This is a genomic window from Streptomyces bauhiniae, from assembly GCF_004784475.1.
Lineage (GTDB): Bacteria > Actinomycetota > Actinomycetes > Streptomycetales > Streptomycetaceae > Streptomyces > Streptomyces seoulensis.
In genome coordinates, this window is the sequence record NZ_SRRT01000011.1 from 50,067 (window position 1) to 72,418 (window position 22,352).

Sequence of the window (22,352 nt, forward strand, 5' to 3'; positions counted from 1 at the left end):
GATCAGCCCCCGTTCCCGTACGCGGCCGCCGCGTCCTTCTCCAGCCTCGCCTGGGTGCCCGCGACGTCCTTCGGGTTCTTCAGGAAGTCCTGGAGGTCCTTCCACTCGCCCTTGCCGGGCGTGCCGCCGAACGCCTGGGGCGCCTGGTCGGACATGTCGAAGCGGAAGTCGTCGCCGGACTTGATGAGCGCCTTGGCGATGGTGCGCTGGGTGTCGTTCGGGTAGGCCGAGTCCGGCACGTTCTTGTTCGGCGAGAGATAGCCGCCGAGCTTGGCCTGAACCGTCGCCGCGTCCGGGGACGCCAGGAAGGTCGCCAGCGCCTGGGCGCCCTTGGAGTCCTTCAGGATCACCGCCGCGTCACCGCCGGAGACCACCGGCGCGGTCGAGCCGACCGACGGGAACGGGAAGACCTTGGCGTCCGCGCCCACCTTCGCCTTGGTCTCACCGATGTTGACCTGCGCGAAGTCACCCTCGTAGACCATCGCGGCCTTCGGCTGGTCGCCGCCGGTGAAGGTCTGCGTCACCGAGGCCGGGAACTCGGTCTGCAGCGCGCCGTCCGCGCCGCCCGCCACATAGTCCTTCTTGCCCCAGATCTGCGCGAGCGTGGTGAGCGCCTGCTTGACCGAGGGGTCGGTCCACTTGATCTCGTGCTTGGCGAGCTGGTCGTACTTCTCCGGTCCGGCCTGGGAGAGATAGACGTTCTCGAACCAGTCGGTCAGCGTCCAGCCGTCCGCGCCGCCCACCGAGAAGGGGGTGACACCGGAGTCGTACACCGCCTGCGCGGCGGTCAGCAGCTCGGCCCAGGTCCCCGGCTCCTTGGCGCCCGCGTTCTCGAAGACGGGGGCGTTGTACCAGATCAGCGACTTGTTGGCGGCCTTGTAGTAGACGCCGTACGGCTTGCCGTCGACCTTGCCGATGTCCTGCCAGCCCTGCGAGTAGTTCTTCGACAGTTCCTTCACGGCCTCCGGGCCGAGCGGCTTGGCCCACTTCTTGTCGACCGCCTGCTTGATCGCGCCCGGCTGCGGCAGCAGCGCCACGTCCGGCGGCTGCCCGCCCGCGATCTTGGAACCGAGGAAGTTGATGATCGGGTCCTGCGCGGGCACGAACGTCACCTTCGCGCCCGTCCGCTTCTCGAACTCCGCCAGCACCTTCTTGAAGTTCGCCTGCTCGGTGCCGGTCCAGACGGCGGCGACCTCGAGTTCCGTGCCGTTGAGCTTCGGCAGGGTCACCGTGGAGCCGGTGGCCCCGCCGCCGCCCTCGTCGGCGTCCTTCCCGCCGTCGCCGCCGGAGCAGGCGGTGAGCGTCAGGGCCCCCGCCAGCAGCGCGGCGAGGGCGGCTCCGGCCCGGTGTCCTCGGATGGTGTCGCTCGGCTTGCGCATCACTTCCCCGTTCGTCGTTCTCCGTTGAACGCCTGAACTCTGCGTGTGCGCTCCGGTGTACGCCGGGCCGCCCCGGTGCGGCAAGAGCACCCGCACGGTCCGGCCACGCATCGTGACCGGCTCGTGATCATCGGGGTATGCGCGCCGGAGAGGGGGAATTCCGGTGCCTGACGGTCAGAGCAGCGAGGGCACCTGACCGGCCGACACCTGGCGGGCCGCCCGCTCCACCGCGCTCGCCAGCAGGGCCAGGTCGGTGGGGCCGTTGCCCAGCTCGCGCACCGGGCGCCGGGTGGGGGGATCGCCCATCCGCTGCCAGTCCAGCGGCAGTACGGTCGGCCGCTGGGTCGCGGTGCGCGGGATACGGCCCGTCACCCGGCCGCCCTGCACCCCGGTGACCCGGCCGTCGGGGTACGCCAACACCCCGCGCCCCGGCGCCGGTTCGCCCTCCGCGCCGCGCTCGGCCGCGCCCGTACCGCGTCCGCCGGAGGGCGCGTCCAGCGTCACCCGGAGGGTGGCCCGCCGCGCGGGTTCCGTCTCCGCCGTACGGCCGCCGGTGCCGGTCGCGGTCACCAGGTGCACGCCGAGCCGCTCGCCCTCGCGGGCCACCGCCTCCAGCGCCCGGACCACCGAACCGGCGGCGGGCCGGCCCGGCGAACCCAGCGCGGGGGAGACCAGGGCGTCCAGGTCGTCGACGACCACCACCAGCCGGGGCAGCGGGGGCGCCGCCTCCGTGTGCTGCCGGGCGGCACCGGGCCGCAGCCGCAGCGTGGAGCTGGGCGGCGCCTCCAGGTCACCGTTGCCCGGACCGCGTCCGCCGGGGCCGCGCTGGGCGACCATCCGGCCGGACACCTCGTGCGCGGTGTGCCAGTGCGCGAAGTCGGTCAGCCCGACCAGCTCCGCCCGGCGCTTCAGCTCCGCGCTCAGCGACTGCGCGAACTCCCGCATCCGCACCGGGTCGTTGGCGATCAGATGCGTGGTCACATGCGGGATGTCCGTACAGGAGCGCAGCCCCTCGCCGGCCCCGGCCGCCGTGCCGACGCCGTCCCGGCCGTCGATCAGCACCATGCCGAGCCGGTCCGGGCGCTCGGCGGCGGCCAGCGACGCCACCACCGCCCGCAGCAGCTCCGTACGCCCGCTGCCGGGCGGGCCCTCGACCAGCAGGTGCGGGCCGTCGGCCACCAGGTCGGCGGTGACCGGGCCGCGCGGCCCGGCGCCCAGCACCGCGCGGGCCCGGCCGCCCAGCGACTCGGTGTCGTCGGCCGCGTCCGCCCAGCGGGCCATCAGCGAGGCCGGGGTGGCACGGGCCAGCCCCAGTTCGTCCAGCAGCCGGGCCGACAGCGGCAGCGGCACCGCCACGCGCGTGTGCCGGTCCTCGTCCGGGGCGTCCGGGCGCAGCGGGGCCAGCGCCCGCGCGAACCGCTCCGCCCAGGCGGGCGACACCGCGTCCACGGCGGCGAGGGTGCCCGGTCCCACCGGACCGGTCGGCGCCACCCGCATCAGCCGCAGCGCGGTCGCCACGTCACCGCTGAGCAGCGCCACCGCGCCGCACTCGCGGAAGGTGGGCGTCGCCGCGCAGGCCGCCTCGTAGGTCTGCATGAGCGGCGAGGCGGGGGAGGCGGGCACGGTCTCGGCCAGGCACACCACGTGCACCCCGGCGCGCGGCCCGCTCACCGCCAGCCGCGCCACGTCCTCCCGCAGCGCCGAGCCGCCGGGGTCGCCGTCCACCACGACCACCGTGTACGGCCCCGGATGCCCGTCCGGGCCGGGCCGGAAGGAGGCGGGGTCGGCGTGGGACTCCACGCGGCGCAGCAGCTCGCCGGTGCGGGCCGCCGCCTGTTCCCGGTCGTAGGCGAGCAGCAGCCGGCAGTCCTGGCCGTGGCCCGGCCGGACGTGCGGCAGCCAGCCCAGCCAGGACCACTCGGCGGTGCGCTCCTCCACCGGGCGGGCGCGGTCCGCGCTGATCAGCACGATCTCCAGCAGGTCCGGCGAGTGCAGCGCGGCCAGTTGTGCCAGCACCGCGCGGGCCAGCCCCGCGAGCCGGGGGCGCGGCCCGGCCAGGCCCAGGGCGCCCGCCTCGCGCAGCGCGGCCGTCACCGGCACCGCGGGCAGCGCCGAGCCGTCGGGCGCGGTCCGGTCGGCGGTGCCGAGCCGCACGGCCAGCGCCTCGTGGTGTCCCGGACCCCGCTCCCAGAGCCGGGGGCCCGGACCGAGCGCCGTCAGCAGCAGCGCGGCCGGGTCCGGCCAGGTCTCCGGGCGCCGGAACGCCTCGGGGAGTGCGACGGGGGCCGCCTCGGCGTACGGCGCCTCCTCGGCGGGGAGGTGCTCGCCCCGGCCGCCGGTCAGCTTGCGGGCCCAGGCGCCGATGCCCCGGCGCCTGGGCATCTCGGTGCCCCTGAGGGGGGTGCCCTTACGGGTGGGGGAGTCCAGCTCGTCGGGGTGGGCGTCGTCGGGGCGGTGGCCGGCGTGGGTGTCGTGCTCCCGGTATCCGCCGGTGAGGTGGTCGGGGGCCCGGCTCTCGATCCGGGGTGCCCGGCCCTGCTCCGGTACGGCGGCCCGCTCCATGCGCTCGGCGCCGATCCGGTCCGCGGTGCCGTACGCGTGCCCGGTCGGGCCGTCCGGCGCGGTCGCGGGCGGGGCGTTGTCCGGGGTTTCCCAGGGGCAGGCGTCCGGGTCCTCCCCGAGGGGCACCCGGACACAGCCCTCGCCGTCCGGCACGGTGCGCACCCGCGCTCCGGGTCCCCCCGACGGGGTCACCCGGAGCGCGGATTCACCCAGGCGCAGCAGACCGCCCGACGGAAAGCGCAGCGGGCGGCCGGTGACGCGGGCACCGTCCAGCGTGGTGCCGTTGGTGGAGTCGAGGTCGGCCACCGAGACTCGGCCCTCGGCGGTGACCGTGACCGCGCAGTGCAGCCGGGACACGTCAGGGTCGTCCAGGGGTACGTCGGCGTCGGCGGAGCGGCCCACCGTTATCCGGCCGCCGTGCAGCAGATGGACCCCGCCCGCGTCCGGGCCCGCGACCACATGGAGCTGGGTCGGGGCGTCGTCCAGCTCGGGATGCGGCTCCGGGGCCACCGGGGCGCCCAGCGACAGCACCGCGCCGTCGACCAGCGGGGGCTCGCCCAGGGTGTGGCGGCGCGGGTCCAGGCGGTCCGTGCCCGCGTACAGCACCACGGGGGCCCCGCCGCCGTCCCGGCCGGCCCCGCTCTCGCCGGTGACCGCCGAGGCCAGCGCGGGCGCCACCGCCGCCAGCTCGGTGCCGGTGGGCGCGGTGACCAGCACGTCGCGCGTCGCGGCGCCACCCCGCCTCGGGGACGCGCCCTGCGGATCTACGACGGTCAGCCGGATCTGCATCGCCGTCAGCGGTCCCTTCCGCCCGGCCGCGGAGGTCCCCCACTCCGCGCGGGCACGTAGGCCAGTACTGCACGCATCCTCGCACCTGTCGTGGCCCTCCCGCCCGCCTCCCGGTACGAAGTGATCTTGATTGGTCAGCTCTGCCCCCAAAAGTGCCTGACCGGTAACGCGGCGGCGATCACTTGAGATCGGTCACGCACCTCGATGGGCAACCGGTGGACCCGAGGTGAGCGTCTTTCCTCCGAACATGGACCGGATGCCGCGCGTATCACTCAGGGAGCGGCTTCGGGACGGGCCACTACAGTGGTCGGAACGCCGGAACACCCGGCGGAGATCAGCGAACAAGCAGCAGGGAGCGCGTGACGTGCGGCCAGTCGGCAGCAAGTACCTGCTCGAGGAGCCGCTCGGACGCGGCGCCACGGGCACCGTCTGGCGCGCCCGCCAGAGGGAGACGGCGGGCGCCGAGGCGGCCGTGGCGGGCCAGCCCGGCGAGACGGTCGCCATCAAGGTCCTGAAAGAGGAGCTGGCCAGCGATCCGGACATCGTGATGCGCTTCCTGCGCGAGCGCTCCGTCCTGCTCCGGCTCACCCACCCCAACATCGTCCGGGTCCGCGACCTGGTCGTCGAGGGTGATCTGCTGGCGCTCGTCATGGACCTCGTCGACGGTCCCGACCTGCACCGCTACCTGCGTGAGAACGGCACCTTCTCGCCGGTCGCCGCCTCCCTGCTCACCGCGCAGGTCGCCGACGCGCTCGCCGCCAGCCACGCCGACGGCGTCGTCCACCGCGACCTGAAGCCCGCCAACGTGCTGCTGCGCCAGTACGACGGCCAGATGTACCCGATGCTGACCGACTTCGGCATCGCCCGGCTGGCCGACTCACCCGGCCTGACCCGCACCCACGAGTTCGTCGGCACCCCGGCCTACGTCGCCCCGGAGTCCGCCGAGGGCCGCCCGCAGACCTCCGCCGTCGACGTCTACGGCGCCGGCATCCTGCTGTACGAGCTGGTCACCGGGCGTCCGCCGTACTCCGGCGCCACCGCCCTGGAGGTGCTGCACCAGCACCTCAGCGCCGAGCCGCGCCGCCCCTCCACCGTCCCGGACCCGCTGTGGACGGTGATAGAGCGCTGCCTGCGCAAGAACCCCGAGGAACGGCCCAGCGCCGAGAACCTCGCCCGCGCCCTGCGCGTGGTCGCCGAGGGCGTCGGGGTGCACGCCAACCCGGCGCAGATCGCCGCCGCCGAGGGTGTCGCCGCGCTCCTCGCGCCCGACCCCGCCCCGGCCCCTGTGCCGGACGTGCCCGGCGCCTCCGATGCCACGCAGGTACTGCCCCCGAACACCGCCCAGGCGGCCTACGACCCCAACGCGGCCACCAGCTTCCTGCCGCACACCGCCGGTACGCAGGGCGCCGCCGACCCGACCACCGTCCTCCCCAGCACCGGAGCGGCCGACCCCACCACGGTCATGCCCCCGATGCCGCAGGGCCGGCCGGGCCAGTACGACCCGCAGGACCCCTACGGGCAGAACCAGCAGAACCAGCAGAACGCCCAGAACCCGGACCAGCCGCACCCCTGGCAGACCCAGCTCCGCGCGGCCCGCGACCGCAACGAGCAGACGCAGGTGCAGTACCTCGACCCCGACGAGGACCCGCTGCGCCGCCGCCCCCAGCGGCAGGCCGCCCGCCCGCAGCACCAGCCCCAGCAGCCCCGCCAGCAGCAGCCGCAGCAGCGTCCGGCGCCCCGGCGCTCGACCCCGCAGCCGCAGCAGTACGCCCCGCCGCCGCAGCCCCAGCGGTACGCGCCTGAGCCGCAGCGGCCCGCGCGCGAGCCCCGGCCGCCCCGGCAGCGCAGCGCCAACCCGATGAAGATCCCCGGTCTGGGCTGCCTCAAGGGGTGCCTCTTCACGCTTCTCATCCTGGTCGTGGCGAGCTGGCTGATCTGGGAGCTGACCCCGCTGCACACCTGGGTCGGCCAGGGCAAGGGCTACTGGGACCAGCTCAGCGACTGGGCCGGCTCCATCTCCGACTGGTTCAAGAACCTGGACAGTTCCTCCGGCGGCAACTGAACTGCCGCTCGCGGGGCCGGTTCTGGGGACTTGTCGACACCCAGCGGGTGATTTCCGGCTCCGCGGTGAAGGTGGCCCCCACGGGCGCGTAGTTTTGTCGACCGGGGCAACACGCGTCTGGTGGGAGCAGTCTTGGCACGGAAGATCGGCAGCCGGTACACCGCCAACCAGATCCTGGGGCGGGGCAGCGCCGGGACGGTGTGGCTGGGCGAGGGACCGGACGGGCCCGTCGCCATCAAGATGCTGCGCGAGGACCTCGCCTCCGACCAGGAGCTGGTCGGCCGCTTCGTGCAGGAGCGGACCGCGCTGCTGGGGCTTGAGCACCCGCACATCGTGACCGTGCGGGACCTCGTGGTCGACGGCAACGACCTCGCCCTCGTCATGGACATCGTGCGCGGCACCGATCTGCGTACGCGGCTGGACCGCGAGCGCCGGCTCGCGCCCGAGGCGGCGGTGGCGATCGTCGCGGACGTCGCGGACGGGCTCGCCGCGGCGCACGCGGCCGGGGTCGTCCACCGGGACGTCAAGCCCGAGAACATCCTCCTCGACATGCGCGGCCCGCTCGGGCCCGGCGGCGCCCACCCGGCACTGCTCACCGACTTCGGGGTGGCCAAGCTCATCGACTCGCCCCGGCGCACGCGGGCGACGAAGATCATCGGTACGCCCGACTACCTCGCCCCCGAGATCGTCGAGGGCCTGCCGCCGCGTGCGGCCGTCGACATCTACGCCCTCGCGACGGTCCTGTACGAGTTGCTCGCCGGCTTCACGCCCTTCGGCGGCGGCCACCCCGGTGCGGTGCTGCGGCGGCACGTCACCGAGACCGTCGTCCCGCTGCCCGGCATCCCCGAGGAGCTGTGGCAGCTCATCGTCCAGTGCCTCGCCAAGGGTCCCGCCTCCCGGCTCCGCGCCTCCGAACTCGCCGCCCGGCTGCGTGAACAGCTCCCCACCCTCGCGGGCATCCCCCCACTGGAGGTCGACGAGCCCGACCCCGAGGCCGCCCCGGAGGAACCCCCCGCCCCCCTCCCCTCCGGCGAACCCGCCCGCCGCCGAGGCGCCGTCTCCCTCGTCCCCGGCCCCAAGCCCGACTCCAACCGCGACACCCACACCTCCATGCGAGTCCCGGCCCCCGACGAACTCGCCGGCGGCGCCCACGGAACGGCTCGCGCCCCGCGCACCCCCGGCGCCCCCCGCCCCGGCTCAGCCCGCCACCGAGCCGCGGCCCGCCGCCGAAAACTCACCCTGACCATCGCAGGCACCCTCCTCCTGGCAGCAGTCGGCTATGGTCTGTGGACCACCTCCACCAACGACACCCCACCCCAGGAAACCCAGACCACGTCGACCCCCTGACCCCCTGGGGCTCCGCCCCAGACCCCGCTTTCCCACCCGCCCACCCACCCGTCTCGGTTGGCGGAGAGGCGAGGCACGGAGGTGGGCGGGCGAGGGGGTTTCCGGCGAGCGCCGGGGCCAACGTCCGCGGACCACGCGCCCCCGGCACGGGTTTCCCACCCGCCCACCCGTCTCGGTTGGCGAAGAGGCGAGGCACAGAAGGGGTGGGCGAGGGTTGCCGGTGAGGGCTGGGGCCGGTGTCCGAGGACCGCACACTCCTGGCAGCGGTGTTACCCACGCGCCCGTCTCGGTGGGCAGTGCGGTGAGACCGTGAAGGGGGACGCGGGCGAGTGGGCGGCCGTGAGTGCCGGGGCCATGCAGCCCAGGTCAGGCATATTCAGCCCGTCCGGCGTTTGAGGACGAGGCCCCTTCGGGCCGACAGCGGGGGTCCGGGGGCGGCAGCCCCTGGTACGCCGGGAGCAACACCCCGCAGGCCGGTGGTACCGACCGCCGGGGACCGACCCCGCCCGGCGGAGCCGTTACGCTGGGGGCGTGGCAGTCGTCGATGTATCCGAAGAGCTGAAGTCCCTCTCCTCGACCATGGAGTCGATCGAGGCCGTCCTGGACCTCGACAAGCTGAGGGCAGACATCGCCGTGCTCGAGGAGCAGGCGGCCGCGCCGTCCCTCTGGGACAACCCGGACGAGGCGCAGAAGATCACCAGCAAGCTCTCCCACCTCCAGGCCGAGGTCAGGAAGGCCGAGGGGCTCCGCGGCCGGATCGACGATCTCGCCGTCCTCTTCGAGATGGCCGAGGAGGAGGACGACCCGGACACCCTCGCCGAGGCCGAGTCCGAGCTGGTCGCGGTGAAGAAGGCGCTGGACGAGATGGAGGTCCGTACCCTCCTCTCCGGCGAGTACGACTCCCGCGAGGCGCTGGTCAACATCCGCGCCGAGGCGGGCGGCGTCGACGCCGCCGACTTCGCCGAGCAGCTCCAGCGCATGTACCTCCGCTGGGCCGAGCGGCACGGCTACAAGACGGAGATCTACGAGACGTCGTACGCCGAGGAGGCCGGCATCAAGTCGACCACCTTCGCCGTGCAGATCCCGTACGCGTACGGGACGCTCTCCGTCGAGCAGGGCACGCACCGCCTGGTGCGCATCTCGCCGTTCGACAACCAGGGCCGCCGCCAGACCTCCTTCGCGGGCGTCGAGGTGCTCCCGGTGGTGGAGCAGACCGACCACGTCGAGATCGACGAGTCGGACCTGCGCATCGACGTGTACCGCTCCTCCGGCCCCGGCGGCCAGGGCGTGAACACGACGGACTCCGCGGTCCGCCTGACCCACCTCCCCACCGGCATCGTGGTCTCCTGCCAGAACGAGCGCTCGCAGATCCAGAACAAGGCCACGGCGATGAACGTCCTCCAGGCCAAGCTGCTGGAGCGCCAGCGCCAGGAGGAGCGCGCCAAGATGGACGCCCTCAAGGGCGACGGCGGCAGCTCGTGGGGCAACCAGATGCGGTCGTACGTGCTGCACCCGTACCAGATGGTCAAGGACCTGCGCACCGAGTTCGAGGTCGGCAACCCGCAGTCCGTGCTCGACGGTGAGATCGACGGCTTCCTGGAGGCCGGAATTCGCTGGCGCAAGCAGCAGGAGAAGTAAGTTTGTCGACATGACAACCTCTCGCAACTGCCGTCCGATGGGCGGCAGTTGTTTTATGTGTGGGGTTTAGGTCACAGTCACATCAACCAACTCCCGCCAAACGCACCCCCCATGGGACATTGCGCCCGCAACGCCCTTGACGTTGCTTAAAAAAATGGGAAAGGTGAAGCGCGGCATGCGTATCCGTGGGGCGCATGTGAACCGGGGGAACGGGAGAGTGCCAGGTGCCGGCCGAGAGCCGGTACCGGTGTCGTCAGCTACCTCCGTCGAGCACGGCCCGCCCCATGCGCAGCCACATCGACAACAGCTACTGGGGGTAGCAGCCATATGACGAAGAAGACGCGCGTCCGCGTCGCACGCATAGCCGCCGGCGCCGTGATGGCCGCCGGCGCCTCGCTGATGGTGGCCGGCGTGGCCTCCGCCGACCCGGGCCCCGAGCCCGACCCGACCTGTGGCGTCCTCGTCACCTGCACCGACCCGGACCCCGGCACGGACGGCGGCACCTCCGAGGGCGGCAGCGAGGGTACGACCGGCGGGGACACCACCGGCGGCGACACCACCGGTGGTGACACGACCGGTGGTGACACGACCGGCGGCTCCGAGGGCGGCGACGTCAGCATCGGCGGGGTCATCGGCGGCGTGATCGGCGGCGGCGACTCCGGTGGCGACACCACGGGCGGCGACACCACGGGTGGTGACACGACCGGGGGCAACACCACGGGCGGTGACACCACCGGCGGCAACACCACGGGTGGCGACACCACCGGCGGCTCCACCACGACCGGCGGCGGCGACACCACGGGCGGCTCGACCACCACCGGTGGCGGCTCCACGACCGGTGGCGGCTCCACGGGCGGCTCCACCACGGGCGGCGGCTCCACGGGCGGCGACCAGTCCACCGGCGGCACCTCCGGCGGTTCCGCCACCGGCGGCAGCTCCACCACGGGCGGCAGCGACACCACCGGCGGTACCACCCCCGACGGTGGCAACGACAACGTCTCCCAGGAGGAGGGCACCTCCGCCCTCACCGACACCGGCTCGGACACCACCGCGCAGCAGAACGGGAACGGCAAGCAGCTCGCCGAGACCGGTGCGGGCGAGACCACGTTCCTGCTGGCCGGCGCCGCGACGATGATCGCGGGCGGCGTCGCCTTCCGCGTCCTGCCGCGCCTGGCGGGCAACCGCGGCGGCGGCACGGCCGCCTGAGGGTAGCCGAAACGTCACTCCGCGCAACCCGGGCGGAGAAAGGGAAGGGCCCGGAGCACCCGCTCCGGGCCCTTCCCCGTGCTTGAAGGAGACCTAGACGGTCTGGTGCGCCAGCAGCGCCGTCAGCGCGATCAGCACCACCAGCAGCGCGACCAGCGCCGCCGGGCTCACCCCGCCCAGGAACCCCGCCTGCTGCTGGAGCCGCTCACGGCTCGCCCGGCACACCGGGCAGCGGCCCTCGCTCACGGGGGCCGCGCAGTTCGCGCACACCAACCGGTCGTACGTCATGCGCTCGCCCTCCTCGTGCCAGGCCCTCAACCCCGTACAACGCCGACGGGAACGAGAACGTTCCCCCTCCACTCTGCCAGGTTCCCCCCGAAAGAGCGCGGGCGCTCGGGAAAGCGGGGAGAGCCGCCCGTAGAACCGCCCGTACAAAAACGCACAAGTCTCTCCCAACGCGACCGGGCCCTGCGTAGGCACTCCCGGTTCGCGTATGGTCACGCTCATCATCCCCCGGCGACCCGTGGTGCATCCGTGATCCGATTCGACAGTGTCTCCAAGGTCTACCCCAAGCAGACCCGCCCCGCCCTCAGGGAGGTGTCCCTGGAAGTGGAGAAGGGCGAGTTCGTCTTCCTCGTGGGGTCGTCCGGCTCCGGCAAGTCGACCTTCCTCCGGCTCGTCCTCCGCGAGGAGCGGTGCAGCCACGGCCAGGTGCACGTCCTCGGCAAGGACCTCGCCCGGCTGTCCAACTGGAAGGTGCCGCAGATGCGCCGCCAGCTCGGGACGGTCTTCCAGGACTTCCGCCTGCTGCCCAACAAGACGGTCGCGGAGAACGTGGCCTTCGCGCAGGAGGTCATCGGCAAGTCCCGCGGCGAGATCCGCAAGTCCGTGCCCCAGGTGCTCGACCTCGTCGGGCTCGGCGGCAAGGAGGACCGCATGCCGGGCGAGTTGTCCGGCGGTGAGCAGCAACGCGTCGCCATCGCGCGGGCGTTCGTCAACCGGCCCAAGCTGCTGATCGCGGATGAGCCCACCGGCAACCTCGACCCGCAGACCTCCGTCGGCATCATGAAGCTGCTCGACCGCATCAACCGGACGGGCACCACCGTCATCATGGCGACGCACGACCAGAACATCGTGGACCAGATGCGCAAGCGCGTCATCGAGCTGGAGAAGGGCCGCCTCGTACGCGACCAGGCCCGCGGCGTCTACGGCTACCAGCACTAAGCGGAAAGGCTCGACCAGACGCCATGCGCGCCCAGTTCGTCATGTCGGAGATCGGTGTCGGTCTCCGCCGCAACCTGACGATGACCTTCGCCGTCATCGTCTCCGTCGCCCTGTCCCTGGCCCTCTTCGGCGGCTCCCTGATGATGAGCGACCAGGTGAGCACCATGAAGGGCTACTGGTACGACAAGGTCAACGTCTCGATCTTCCTCTGCAACAAGAGCGACGCCCAGTCGGACGTCAACTGCGCCAAGGGCGCGGCCACCGAGGATCAGAAGAAGCAGATCCAGGCCGACCTCGGCAAGATGTCCTCCATCGTGGAGAAGGTCACCTACGAGTCGCAGGACACCGCCTACAAGCACTACAAGGAGCAGTTCGGCAACTCCCCGCTGGCCAGCTCGCTGACGCCGGACCAGATGCAGGAGTCGTACCGGATCAAGCTCAAGGACCCGCAGAAGTACCAGGTGATCGCCACCGCGTTCAACGGGCGGGCCGGGGTGCAGTCGGTGCAGGACCAGCGGAGCATCCTCGACAACCTCTTCCAGTTGCTCAACCTGATGAACCGGGCCGCGCTGTTCCTGATGGCGCTGATGCTGTTCGTGGCGCTGCTGCTGATCGTCAACACCGTGCGGGTGTCGGCGTTCAGCCGCCGCCGGGAGACCGGGATCATGCGGCTGGTCGGCGCCTCCGGGTTCTACATCCAGGCGCCGTTCATCATGGAGGCCGCGGTCGCCGGACTCATTGGCGGCAGCCTCGCGTGCGTCTTCCTGGTGCTGGGCCGGTACTTCACCATCGACCACGGCATGGCCCTGTCCAGCAAGCTGACGCTCATCAACTTCATCGGCTGGGACTCGGTGTTGACCAAGCTGCCGCTGATCCTCGCGACCAGCGTGCTGATGCCTTCCCTGGCGGCGTTCTTCGCGTTGCGCAAGTACCTGAAGGTGTGACACATGCCAAGAGGGCCGTACAGGCATCCGTCTGTACGGCCCTTCGCGTTGTCCTAGACTCACCGCCATGTCAGGCAACGCCCTGTTCCGCCAGCCCCGCCGCAAACGCCGCGGGGCCGCCCTGACATTGGTGTTCGCCGGAGCGCTCACCGCGGGGGCCGTCACCGGCTCCCTGCCGGACACCGCGCAGGCCCGCCGCCTGGACGCCAACGCCCAGTCGGCCGAGGGCAGTCGGGCCACCGGGAAGCCCCGCCCCGAGGACGTGCGCCGGGCCGCCGCCGAGGCGATGGCGAAGGGCGAGTCGCCCACCGAGGCCGCCGAACAGGCCGTCAGCCGCAGCGGGGACCGCTGGGCCGCCGTCTACTCCGAGGACGAGTACGCCGAGTTCCGCGACGCCCTGGACGGCGAGTACACCGGCGTCGGACTGTGGGCCAAGCGCGCCCGCGACGGACAGGTCACCGTGAGCCGCGTACGGTCCCACTCGCCCGCCGCCGACGCCGGCATCCGCAAGGGCGACCGGCTGCGCAGCGTCGACGGGCGCGGGGTCGACGGCCGCCCGGTCACCGAGGTGGTCTCCCTGCTGCGCGGCGACGCCGACGACGCCTCCGCCGGCACCCCGGTCACCGTCGGCATCCAGCGCGGCGCCGACTCCTGGTCCCGCACCCTGCACCGGGCCCGGCTCTCCACCGACCCGGTGACCGTCACCGACCCGGTCGCCGGGGTCGTCGTGGTCCGGGTGTCCGCCTTCACCAAGGGCTCCGCCAAGGCCGTACGGGACGCCGTACGGCGTGCCCCGGCCGGCAGCGGGGTCGTGCTCGACCTGCGCGGCAACTCCGGCGGCCTGGTCACCGAGGCCGTCGCCACCGCCTCCTGCTTCCTCGACGGCGGCCTGGTCGCCACCTACGACGTGGACGGCGCCCAGCGTGCCCTGCACGCGGCCTCCGGCGGCGACACCGCCCGCCCGCTGGTCACCCTGGTCGACGGCGGCACGATGAGCGCGGCCGAGCTGCTCACCGGCGCCCTGCAGGACCGGGGCCGGGCCGTGGTGATCGGCTCGCGCACCTTCGGCAAGGGCTCGGTCCAGATGCCGACCGCGCTGCCGGACGGCTCGGTGGCCGAGCTGACCGTCGGCCACTACCGCACCCCCTCCGGCCACGCCGTCGACGGCCGGGGCATCACCCCGGACCTGGAGCCGGGCCCGAGCGCCCTGAAGCGCGCGGAAACGGTCCTCACCGGCCTCGGCGATCCCCGATAGCCCCCTGACCTCACCCCTAATCCGCTTCCCTTCGCCCCCCTCCATGGTGCGAAAATGGGCGGCACTATGAGCAAGGGAATGTACGTACCGAAGGAGTCCCAGCCCAAGCAGGGCGGGGCGGCCTTGGCCAAGGGCAAGGTCAAGGACGGCAAGCGCAAGCTCGTCGCCCAGAACAAGAAGGCCCGGCACGACTACGCGATCATCGACACCTACGAGGCCGGGATCGTGCTGTCCGGCACCGAGGTGAAGTCGCTGCGGCAGGGCCGGGCCTCGCTGGCGGACGGATTCGTCCAGATCGACGGGAACGAGGCGTGGCTGCACAACGCCCACATCCCCGAGTACAGCCAGGGCACCTGGACCAACCACGCCGTGCGCCGCAAGCGCAAGCTGCTGCTGCACCGCGAGGAGATCGACAAGCTGGAGGCGAAGTCCCAGGAGACGGGCCACACCATCGTGCCCCTCGCCCTGTACTTCAAGGACGGCCGGGCCAAGGCGGAGATCGCGCTGGCCCGCGGCAAGAAGGAGTACGACAAGCGGCAGACCCTGCGCGAGAAGCAGGACCGGCGCGAGTCGGACCGGGCCATCGCGGCCGCCAAGCGCAAGCAGCGCGGCGTCTGACCGGGCCCGCGGGAATAGGCTGGCACACTCCCGCGTTGGTCACGTACGATGGCACAGCACTCCATCGAGGGTGCGCCGCCTCCTGCGGGGGGCATTGAAAAAACAACATGGGGATGATCGGTTTCGACAGCGGATGTCGAAGCAGGGGAAGCGTGTCGAGGAAGCGGCAATGATCTCGTAAACCATATGTCGCAAAAAATAATCGCCAACACCAAGCGCGATTCCTTCGCCCTCGCTGCCTAAGTAGCGACTTGCGAAGTGTCAGCCCGGGGCTGTTCCCGACCCGGTTCCTGGCATCAGCTAGGGAACTAAACCTTGATCCCGGTCACGGGGTGAAGAGGGAAATCTAACAGTGACTGAGCCCGTCGGAGACTTGTCCGCGTGATCTCCGGGGCCGAGAAAATCGAAGCGGACTGCACACGGAGAAGCCCTGTTTCTGCACCGGTGGACGCGGGTTCGATTCCCGCCATCTCCACGATCGGAAGGCCCTCGGGCCTTCGGAACCCATGTGGGCAAAGGCCCCGTCGCTTTCGAGCGGCGGGGCCTTCGTCTTTTCACCGGGCGCCCCGCAGCACCCAGCCCAGCAGACAGGCCGCCGAGGCCGCCAGCGCCGGTATCGCGTACGCCGTGCCCGCGCCGAGGTGGTCCGCCGCCCAGCCGCCGGAGGCCGAGCCGCAGGCGATGCCGGTGAGCAGCGCGGTCACCACCAGGCTCATGCCCTCGTTCAGGCGCCCCTCCGGGGTGCGCTCCTGGACCAGCGTCATCGCGGTCACCATGGTCGGCGCGGTCGCCGTGCCCGCCACCAGCAGGGCACCCGCGAGCACCCAGAGCGACCCGGTGGTGGCCGCGAGCCAGGGCAGGGTCATCAGCGCGGCCATCGCGGGCAGACACCGCCGAAGCCGCCGTGCGGCCGGCCCCGGAGGCAGCGCCCCGTACAGCAGGCCCGCCGCGCACGACCCCGCCGCCTGGAGGGCGAGCACGACCCCGGCCAGCGCGCGGTGTCCCTGGGCGTCGGCGTACGCCACCGTGACGACCTCCATCGACCCGAACACCGCCCCGGTCGCCGTGAAGCAGACCAGCAGGGGCCGGATACCGGGGGCGCGCAGCGGGGACGGCGCCTTGGTGCGGGGGCTCGGAGGCGGCTCGGTCGCGCGCTGGGCGGTGAACAGCAGCATCCCGGCCGCCAGCAGCGCGGCCCCGGCGAGGGTGCCCGCCTCGGGGAAGAGGGTGCCGGTCAGGAAGGACGCCAGGGCCGGGCCCAGCATGAAGCACAGCTCGTCGGCGGCCTGCTCGAAGGAGTTCGCGGTGTGCCGGGCGTCGGGATCGTCCCGCAGCAGGTGGGCCCAGCGGGCGCGGGACAGCCCGCCGACGTTGGGCGTGGCCGCCCAGGAGGCGTACGCGGCGAACAGCGTCCAGTCGGGGGCGTCGTACCGCACGCACAGCAGCAGGGCGAGGGCGCCGAGCACCGCCACCAGGGTCGCCGGCCGGGCCACCCTCGCCTGCCCGTACCGGTCGACCAGGCGGGCCAGCCAGGGCCCCGCGAGCCCGCTCGCCACCAGCCCGGTCGCGCTCACCGCACCGGCCAGGGCGTACGAGCCGCGCGCACCGGCGATCATCACCACCGCGCTCACCCCGGCCATGCCCACCGGGAGGCGGGCGAGCAGGTTGCCGGCGGTGAAGGCGAGGCTGCCGGGGCGGGCGAAGAGCCGGCGGTAGGCCGGTGCGGTCTGCGGGGGCATGACGCTCACGCTCTCCCGCGCTGCGGACGCCGGTCCAACACCTGTTCCGCGCCGATTCACGCACCCGCGTTGTAAGTTCGCCGCCATGCCTCCCGCGATCGAACCCCGGCTGCTGCGCGCCTTCGTGGCCGTCGCCGAGGAACTGCACTTCACCCGCGCCGCCGCCCGGCTCTACGTCGCCCAGCAGGCGCTCAGCCGGGACGTACGGCGGCTCGAACGGGAGCTGGGCGCCGAGCTGTTCGTCCGCACCACCCGGCAGGTGACGCTCACCGCGGACGGCGAGCGCCTGCTGCCGCACGCCCGGCGGGTGCTCGCCGCCCAGGACGACCTTCTCGCCGCCTTCGGCACCGCCCGCCCGCTGCTGGTCGACGTCAACTCCGAAGGCCCCCTCACCGCCCACCGGGTGCTGCTCCGGGCCCGCGAACTGGCGCCCGCGCACGAGCTGTTGGCCCGCTACGAGCGCGGGCTCACCGGAGCGGCGGCCGCGTTGCTCGCCGGGCGGCTTGACGTCTCCTTCGGCCGCTACGCCGGTCTGGACCCGGCGCTGCGCTCCGACCTCGCCCAACAGCCGGTGCGCTACGAGCAGATGGCGGTGCTGCTGCCCGAGGACCACCCGCTGGCCGCGCTGCCCGAGGTGCCGCTCGGGGCGCTCGCCGGGGAGACGGTGTACGCCGGCGCGGGCAACCCCGGCACGCGGGAGTGGACCGAGCTGGCGCGTCAGCTCTTCGAGGGACGCGGCATCCGGCTCGCGCCACCCCATCCGGTGGTTCTCGGCGCCGAGGAGTTCGCCCGCGTGATGGCGGCGAGCCGGATGCCGGTGCTCGCGGTGGTGGATTTTCCGGCCATGTCGGGCGCGGCGCTGCGGCCGCTGGTCGATCCGGTTCCGCTTTCGCCCGTCTCGCTGGTGTGGCGGAAGGGGCTGGTCCATCCCGCGCTGGACGCGCTGAAGGCGGCGGCTGCCGAGCTGGCGCGCGCCGAAAGGTGGCTTTCGCCGCCCGGTGACCGATGGATTCCAGCCACCGATTTCGAGGTGATGAGCCGCCCTTTCTGACACTCCGAGCACACGCGGACTCACCTTGCGCTACATTCGGGGACCCGAGCACTGGGGTAGAGGGGGGCGCTCGGACCGGGTGGGGGCCTGGTCCGGCCGGCGCGTGCTCGGTGTCGCCGGCGCACCCCGGAACAGTCCCGTGGGGGGATGCGCGTACATGGAACAATGGCGGGAAGAACGCCGACCGGAATGGCCCGACGTGGCCTCGGCGGCACAACACATGCAGGTGACAGGGGGTTCCACCCAAGCTTTCCCGGAAACCGGAACCGTCGCGGAAGCCGACTTGGCGCCACCGCGCGGGGACCGGCCGGGCGGGGGACGCGCCGCGTTCCCACGCGTCGTACGTCCGTCCGACGCAGGAGTGTTCGCCGCGACGGAGATGCTCCGGGGCGGTCCGGCCGCCCTCGCCGGGGCCGACGCGACAGCCCTGCTCCCGCGCTCCGGGGCCCCGGACGTGGCGGCCGAGTTCCGCCCCTCCGGCGACCGCTCCGGCACGGCCGGCTCCGAGGCCCACGATCCGCACGAGGTGACCGTCCAGCTCGACTCCGTCCAGGCCGAGGGCCCGGAGCCCGCCGACGCCTCGGACCGGCCGGTGTTCGTGGACGAGTCCGGCCGCCGCAGCCGTACCTTCCGCCGCCTCGGCCTGCTGGTCGCCGGGCTCTGCGCGGGGTACGCCGTCGTCATCGGCGTCACCCTGCTCTCCGGCAGCTCCGACGCGCCCTGGCTGCCGGTGCCGCAGAAGGAGGACAAGCCCGCGAGCCGCGTCGACTCCTCGCCGGTGCCCAGCGCCTCGGCCCCGGCCGCGCCCGGCGGCGGCCACCCCGGCACCGGCACCGGTACGGGTACGGAACCGACGGCGCCGGGCACCGCACCGGCCACCGTCGCCGCCGTACCCGTACCGGGACGGCAGAGCCCGGCCGCCACCGGTACCACGGCGGCCCGGCCGCCCGCCGCCGCGAGCCCGACGCCCCGGCGGTCCGCGCCGCCCGCGCCCGGCGGGGTCAGCCCCAAGCCGACGCCCACCGCGACCGCGTCCACCGAGGCGTCCCCGGTGCCGAGCACCACCGCGCCCAGCCCGGCCGCCACCGAGTCCCCGGCAGGCGGAGGCGGCCCGCAGCCCCAGGGCTCGGCCGGCCGGCCCGCCGCGTCCTGAAACCGGAAGAACCTCCGATGACTCCGCGAACCGCCCGCCGGGCGCTGCCCCGGCGCCGCCGTCTTCCGCTGCGCCCGCTGCTGGCCTTCCTGTTCCTGCTCGCCACGCTGGCCATGCTCATGCTGCGCGGCTACGTCCACAACGAGATCCTCGCCGACCACCGCGTCCGGCCCGAGGCGCCCGGCGGGCACGTACCCGCGAAGGTCACCGACGGCGGTCCCGTCATCGACACCCGAGGGGGGCGCACCGACAGCCTCCGGGTGCCGAAGCAGCGCATCGTGCTGACCTTCGACGACGGCCCCGACCCGACCTGGACGCCCCAGGTCCTCGACGCGCTCAAGCGGAACCACGCGCGGGCCACGTTCTTCGTGACCGGCACGATGACCTCCCGCTATCCCGAGCTGGTCCGGCGCATGGTGGCCGAGGGGCACGAGGTCGGCCTGCACACCTTCAACCACCCCGACCTCTCCTACCAGTCCCAGCGGCGGGTCGACTGGGAGCTGTCCCAGGGGCAGTTGGCCCTCGCGGGCGCGGCCGGAATCCGCAGCTCGCTGTTCCGGCCCCCGTACTCCTCCTTCGCCTCCGCGATGGACGACCGCTCCTGGCCGGTGGCCAAGTACATCGGCGGGCGGGGCTACTTGATCGTCCTCAACGACCGGGACAGCGAGGACTGGCGCAGGCCGGGGGTCGAGGAGATCATCCGCCGGGCCACGCCCGCGAAGGGCAGGGGCGCGGTCGTCCTGATGCACGACTCCGGCGGCGACCGGAGCCAGACCATCCAGGCGATCGACACCCTGCTGCCCCGGCTCCAGGCCCAGGGCTACCGCTTCCAGACCCTCACCCAGGCGCTCGACGCCCCGAGCGCCGACACTCCCGTCACCGGGGTCGGCCTGTGGACCGGCAAGGCGTGGATCGCGCTGGTCAAGGCGGCCGACGGCATCACCGCCGCGCTCGTCGTGGGCCTCGCCGTCATCGGCGTCCTGGTCTTCGGCCGGTTCGGGCTGATGCTGCTGCTGTCCGCCACGCACGCCCGCCGCACCCGCCGCCGGGGCTTTCGCTGGGGCCCGGAGCCGGTCACCGAACCGGCGACCGTGCTGGTGCCCGCGTACAACGAGGCCAAGTGCATCGAGAACACGGTGCGTTCACTGGTCGGCGGGGAGCACCCGGTGGAGGTCATCGTCGTCGACGACGGCTCCTCCGACGGCACCGCCCGCATCGTGGAGGGGCTCGCGCTGCCCGGCGTCCGGGTGGTCCGGCAGCACAACGCGGGCAAGCCCGCCGCCCTCAACCGGGGCCTGGCGAACGCCAGTCACGACCTGATCGTGATGATGGACGGCGACACCGTCTTCGAGCCGTCCACCGTCCGCGAGCTGGTGCAGCCCTTCGCCGACCCGCGCGTCGGCGCCGTCGCGGGCAACGCCAAGGTCGGCAACAAGGACACCCTCATCGGCGCCTGGCAGCACATCGAGTACGTGATGGGCTTCAACCTGGACCGCCGGATGTACGACGTGCTGCGCTGCATGCCCACCATCCCCGGCGCCGTCGGCGCGTTCCGCCGTACCGCGCTGGAGCGGGTCGGCGGGATGAGCGACGACACCCTCGCCGAGGACACCGACATCACCATGGCCCTGCACCGCGACGGCTGGCGGGTGGTCTACGCGGAGAAGGCCCGCGCCTGGACCGAGGCCCCGGAGTCCGTACGCCAGCTCTGGTCCCAGCGCTACCGCTGGTCCTACGGCACCATGCAGGCCATCTGGAAACACCGCCGGGCCGTGCTGGAACGCGGTCCCTCCGGGCGGTTCGGCCGGGTCGGACTGCCGCTGGTCTCCCTGTTCATGGTGGTCGCCCCGCTGCTGGCCCCGCTGATCGACCTCTTCCTCGTCTACGGCCTGGTCTTCGGCCCGACCGGCAAGACCATCGCGTCCTGGTTCGCCGTGCTGGCCGTCCAGGCGGTGTGCGCGGCCTACGCCTTCGCGCTGGACCGGGAGCGGCTCACCCCGCTGATCTCGCTGCCGCTCCAGCAACTCCTGTACCGCCAGCTCATGTACGTCGTGCTGCTCCAGTCCTGGATCACGGCACTCACCGGCGGCCGGCTGCGCTGGCAGAAGCTCCGCCGCAAGGGCGGGGTGTCGGCCCCGGTCCCGGCCGAAGGAGCGCTGCGATGACGACGGCTCTCACTCCCGAAGTGGCTCCCGAGCCGGTACGGCGCCGAGCGCCGGTCCGGGACCGCTACTTCGACCTGCTCCGCGCGGTCGCCCTCTTCCGGGTCGTCTTCTACCACCTCATGGGCTGGGCCTGGCTGCCCGTGGTCTTCCCGTCCATGGGCGTGATGTTCGCCCTCGCCGGCAACCTGATGGCCCGCTCGCTGAAGCGCCCCGCCGTGGACGTCGTACGGGGCCGGCTGCGCCGACTGCTGCCCCCGCTCTGGCTGTTGGGGGCGCTCGGGGTGTCCGGCATGGTGCTCCAGGGCTGGCGGCCGGACGCCGAGGGGCACCCCGCCTGGTGGTTCGTCCACCTCGGCTTCTGGGTGCTGCCGCTGAGCGACCCGCCGTACGCGGGCACGCTGCCCGGCGTCCACGGGGTGCTCGGCCCGGACTGGGCGGCCGAACTGGCCGGACCGCTCTGGTACATCCGCGCCTACCTGTGGTTCGTGCTGCTCTCCCCGCTCCTGCTGAGGGCGCTGAAGGCGATCCCGTGGACCACCGTGCTGGCACCCGTCGCGCTGGCCGCGGCCTTCGAGTTCGGCCACCTCCAGCTTCCCGGCGAGCGCATCCCGTCGGCGCTGACCGACTTCAGCACCTTCGGCGCCTGCTGGATTCTCGGCATGGCCCACCAGCAGGGGGTCCTGAAGCGCATCCCGCGCTACGTGGTGCCGTCCGTCGCCCCCATCGTCGCCGGGCTGGGCCTCTGGTACGCGCTCACGCACGGCTTCCGGCCGGGGCACGACCTGGACGACATACCGTTCGCCCAGTCCCTCTGGTCCCTGGCCACCGTGCTGCTCCTGCTGCACATCAGCCCGACCTGGACCGAATGGCCCCGCCTGCTGCGCCCCTTCGACCGCCTGGTCACCCTGCTCAACTCCCGCGCGGTGACCATCTATCTCTGGCACAACCTCTGCATCCTGACCGCCTCCACCCTCTGGGACCAGCTCTGGCGCTACGACGTCCTGGACGAGAAGTGCCCCTGGCTCCTGGAGAGCCCCTGGCCCGTCCTCGCCCTCACCTGGACCCTGATCTGCGCCTGCGTCGTCACCTTCGGCTGGGCGGAGGACCTGGCGGCGAAACGCAGGCCCCAGCTCTGGCCGGACGGACGCCCGCGCCCGGCCGGCCACCACCGCGCGGCCTGACGGGCACGGGGGGTTCCGGCCGCCGGGCCGGAGGCGCAC

General features: G+C 73.0%; 16 protein-coding genes and 1 other RNA gene. 13 read left to right on the top strand and 4 right to left on the bottom strand.

The genetic code is table 11. The features are described from left to right. Nucleotides 1–2 precede the first annotated feature (2 nt). On the bottom strand, nt 3–1,379 hold the full coding sequence (locus E5083_RS29370; protein ID WP_135788715.1) for an ABC transporter substrate-binding protein: 1,377 nt from the start codon (nt 1,377–1,379) through the stop codon (nt 3–5). 174 nt (nt 1,380–1,553) lie between these two features. After that, the gene (locus tag E5083_RS29375) at nt 1,554–4,730 is read right to left on the bottom strand and encodes an FtsK/SpoIIIE domain-containing protein (RefSeq protein WP_135788716.1); all 3,177 of its coding nucleotides are present in this window, start codon (nt 4,728–4,730) and stop codon (nt 1,554–1,556) included. Between the two features lie 364 nt (nt 4,731–5,094). On the opposite strand from E5083_RS29375, the gene E5083_RS29380 reads away from it, so the two are divergent. The 4 genes from E5083_RS29380 (at nt 5,095) to E5083_RS31390 (ending at nt 10,983) form a co-directional block, all read left to right on the top strand. Then, entirely contained in the window at nt 5,095–6,792 is a 1,698-nt protein-coding gene (locus E5083_RS29380; RefSeq protein ID WP_135788717.1) for a serine/threonine-protein kinase, read from the top strand. A 132-nt stretch (nt 6,793–6,924) separates the two neighbouring features. Further along, a complete protein-coding gene (locus E5083_RS29385) occupies nt 6,925–8,139 on the top strand; it encodes a serine/threonine-protein kinase (RefSeq protein ID WP_135788718.1) in 1,215 nt (404 codons plus the stop codon). A 531-nt stretch (nt 8,140–8,670) separates the two neighbouring features. Continuing rightward, the gene (prfB, locus tag E5083_RS29390) at nt 8,671–9,777 is read left to right on the top strand and encodes a peptide chain release factor 2 (protein WP_135788719.1); all 1,107 of its coding nucleotides are present in this window, start codon (nt 8,671–8,673) and stop codon (nt 9,775–9,777) included. Between the two features lie 327 nt (nt 9,778–10,104). Continuing rightward, nucleotides 10,105–10,983, top strand: a complete 879-nt coding sequence (locus tag E5083_RS31390; protein ID WP_167513663.1) for an LPXTG cell wall anchor domain-containing protein — start codon at nt 10,105–10,107, stop codon at nt 10,981–10,983. 93 nt (nt 10,984–11,076) lie between these two features. Here E5083_RS31390 and E5083_RS29400 read toward each other — a convergent pair whose 3' ends face one another. Continuing rightward, a complete protein-coding gene (locus E5083_RS29400; RefSeq protein ID WP_030810994.1) occupies nt 11,077–11,271 on the bottom strand; it encodes a hypothetical protein in 195 nt (64 codons plus the stop codon). 246 nt (nt 11,272–11,517) lie between these two features. Between E5083_RS29400 and ftsE the strand changes: the two genes are divergently transcribed. The 5 genes from ftsE to ssrA all read left to right on the top strand — a co-directional run bounded on the left by ftsE (nt 11,518) and on the right by ssrA (nt 15,502). Further along, complete coding sequence (gene ftsE, locus E5083_RS29405) at nt 11,518–12,207, top strand: cell division ATP-binding protein FtsE (RefSeq protein ID WP_030810993.1); 690 nt, start codon at nt 11,518–11,520, stop codon at nt 12,205–12,207. 23 nt (nt 12,208–12,230) lie between these two features. Further along, nucleotides 12,231–13,151 carry a permease-like cell division protein FtsX gene (gene ftsX, locus E5083_RS29410; RefSeq protein WP_030810990.1) on the top strand — a complete coding sequence of 307 codons (921 nt, stop codon included), beginning with the start codon at nt 12,231–12,233 and terminating at the stop codon, nt 13,149–13,151. Nucleotides 13,152–13,218: 67 nt separating this feature from the next. Then, a complete protein-coding gene (locus E5083_RS29415; RefSeq protein WP_208754202.1) occupies nt 13,219–14,406 on the top strand; it encodes a S41 family peptidase in 1,188 nt (395 codons plus the stop codon). A gap of 66 nt (nt 14,407–14,472) precedes the next feature. Beyond that, on the top strand, nt 14,473–15,024 hold the full coding sequence (gene smpB / locus E5083_RS29420) for an SsrA-binding protein SmpB (RefSeq protein ID WP_135788720.1): 552 nt from the start codon (nt 14,473–14,475) through the stop codon (nt 15,022–15,024). Nucleotides 15,025–15,133: 109 nt separating this feature from the next. Beyond that, nucleotides 15,134–15,502: a transfer-messenger RNA gene (gene ssrA / locus E5083_RS29425) on the top strand. Between the two features lie 76 nt (nt 15,503–15,578). Here the strand turns inward: ssrA and E5083_RS29430 are convergent. Beyond that, nucleotides 15,579–16,763, bottom strand: a complete 1,185-nt coding sequence (locus E5083_RS29430) for an MFS transporter (RefSeq protein WP_135788721.1) — start codon at nt 16,761–16,763, stop codon at nt 15,579–15,581. An 85-nt stretch (nt 16,764–16,848) separates the two neighbouring features. Here E5083_RS29430 and E5083_RS29435 point away from each other — a divergent pair, with 85 nt between their 5' ends. The 4 genes from E5083_RS29435 to E5083_RS29450 all read left to right on the top strand — a co-directional run bounded on the left by E5083_RS29435 (nt 16,849) and on the right by E5083_RS29450 (nt 22,313). Further along, nucleotides 16,849–17,814, top strand: coding sequence for a LysR family transcriptional regulator (locus tag E5083_RS29435; RefSeq protein ID WP_135788722.1), 966 nt, complete (start codon nt 16,849–16,851; stop codon nt 17,812–17,814). 361 nt (nt 17,815–18,175) lie between these two features. Then, entirely contained in the window at nt 18,176–18,967 is a 792-nt protein-coding gene (locus E5083_RS31555) for a hypothetical protein (RefSeq protein ID WP_208754206.1), read from the top strand. A gap of 17 nt (nt 18,968–18,984) precedes the next feature. Beyond that, nucleotides 18,985–21,132, top strand: coding sequence for a bifunctional polysaccharide deacetylase/glycosyltransferase family 2 protein (locus tag E5083_RS29445; protein ID WP_135788723.1), 2,148 nt, complete (start codon nt 18,985–18,987; stop codon nt 21,130–21,132). Continuing rightward, nucleotides 21,129–22,313, top strand: a complete 1,185-nt coding sequence (locus E5083_RS29450; RefSeq protein ID WP_135788724.1) for an acyltransferase family protein — start codon at nt 21,129–21,131, stop codon at nt 22,311–22,313. Before E5083_RS29445 ends, E5083_RS29450 begins: the two co-directional genes overlap by 4 nt. The last annotated feature ends 39 nt before the right edge of the window (nt 22,314–22,352 follow it).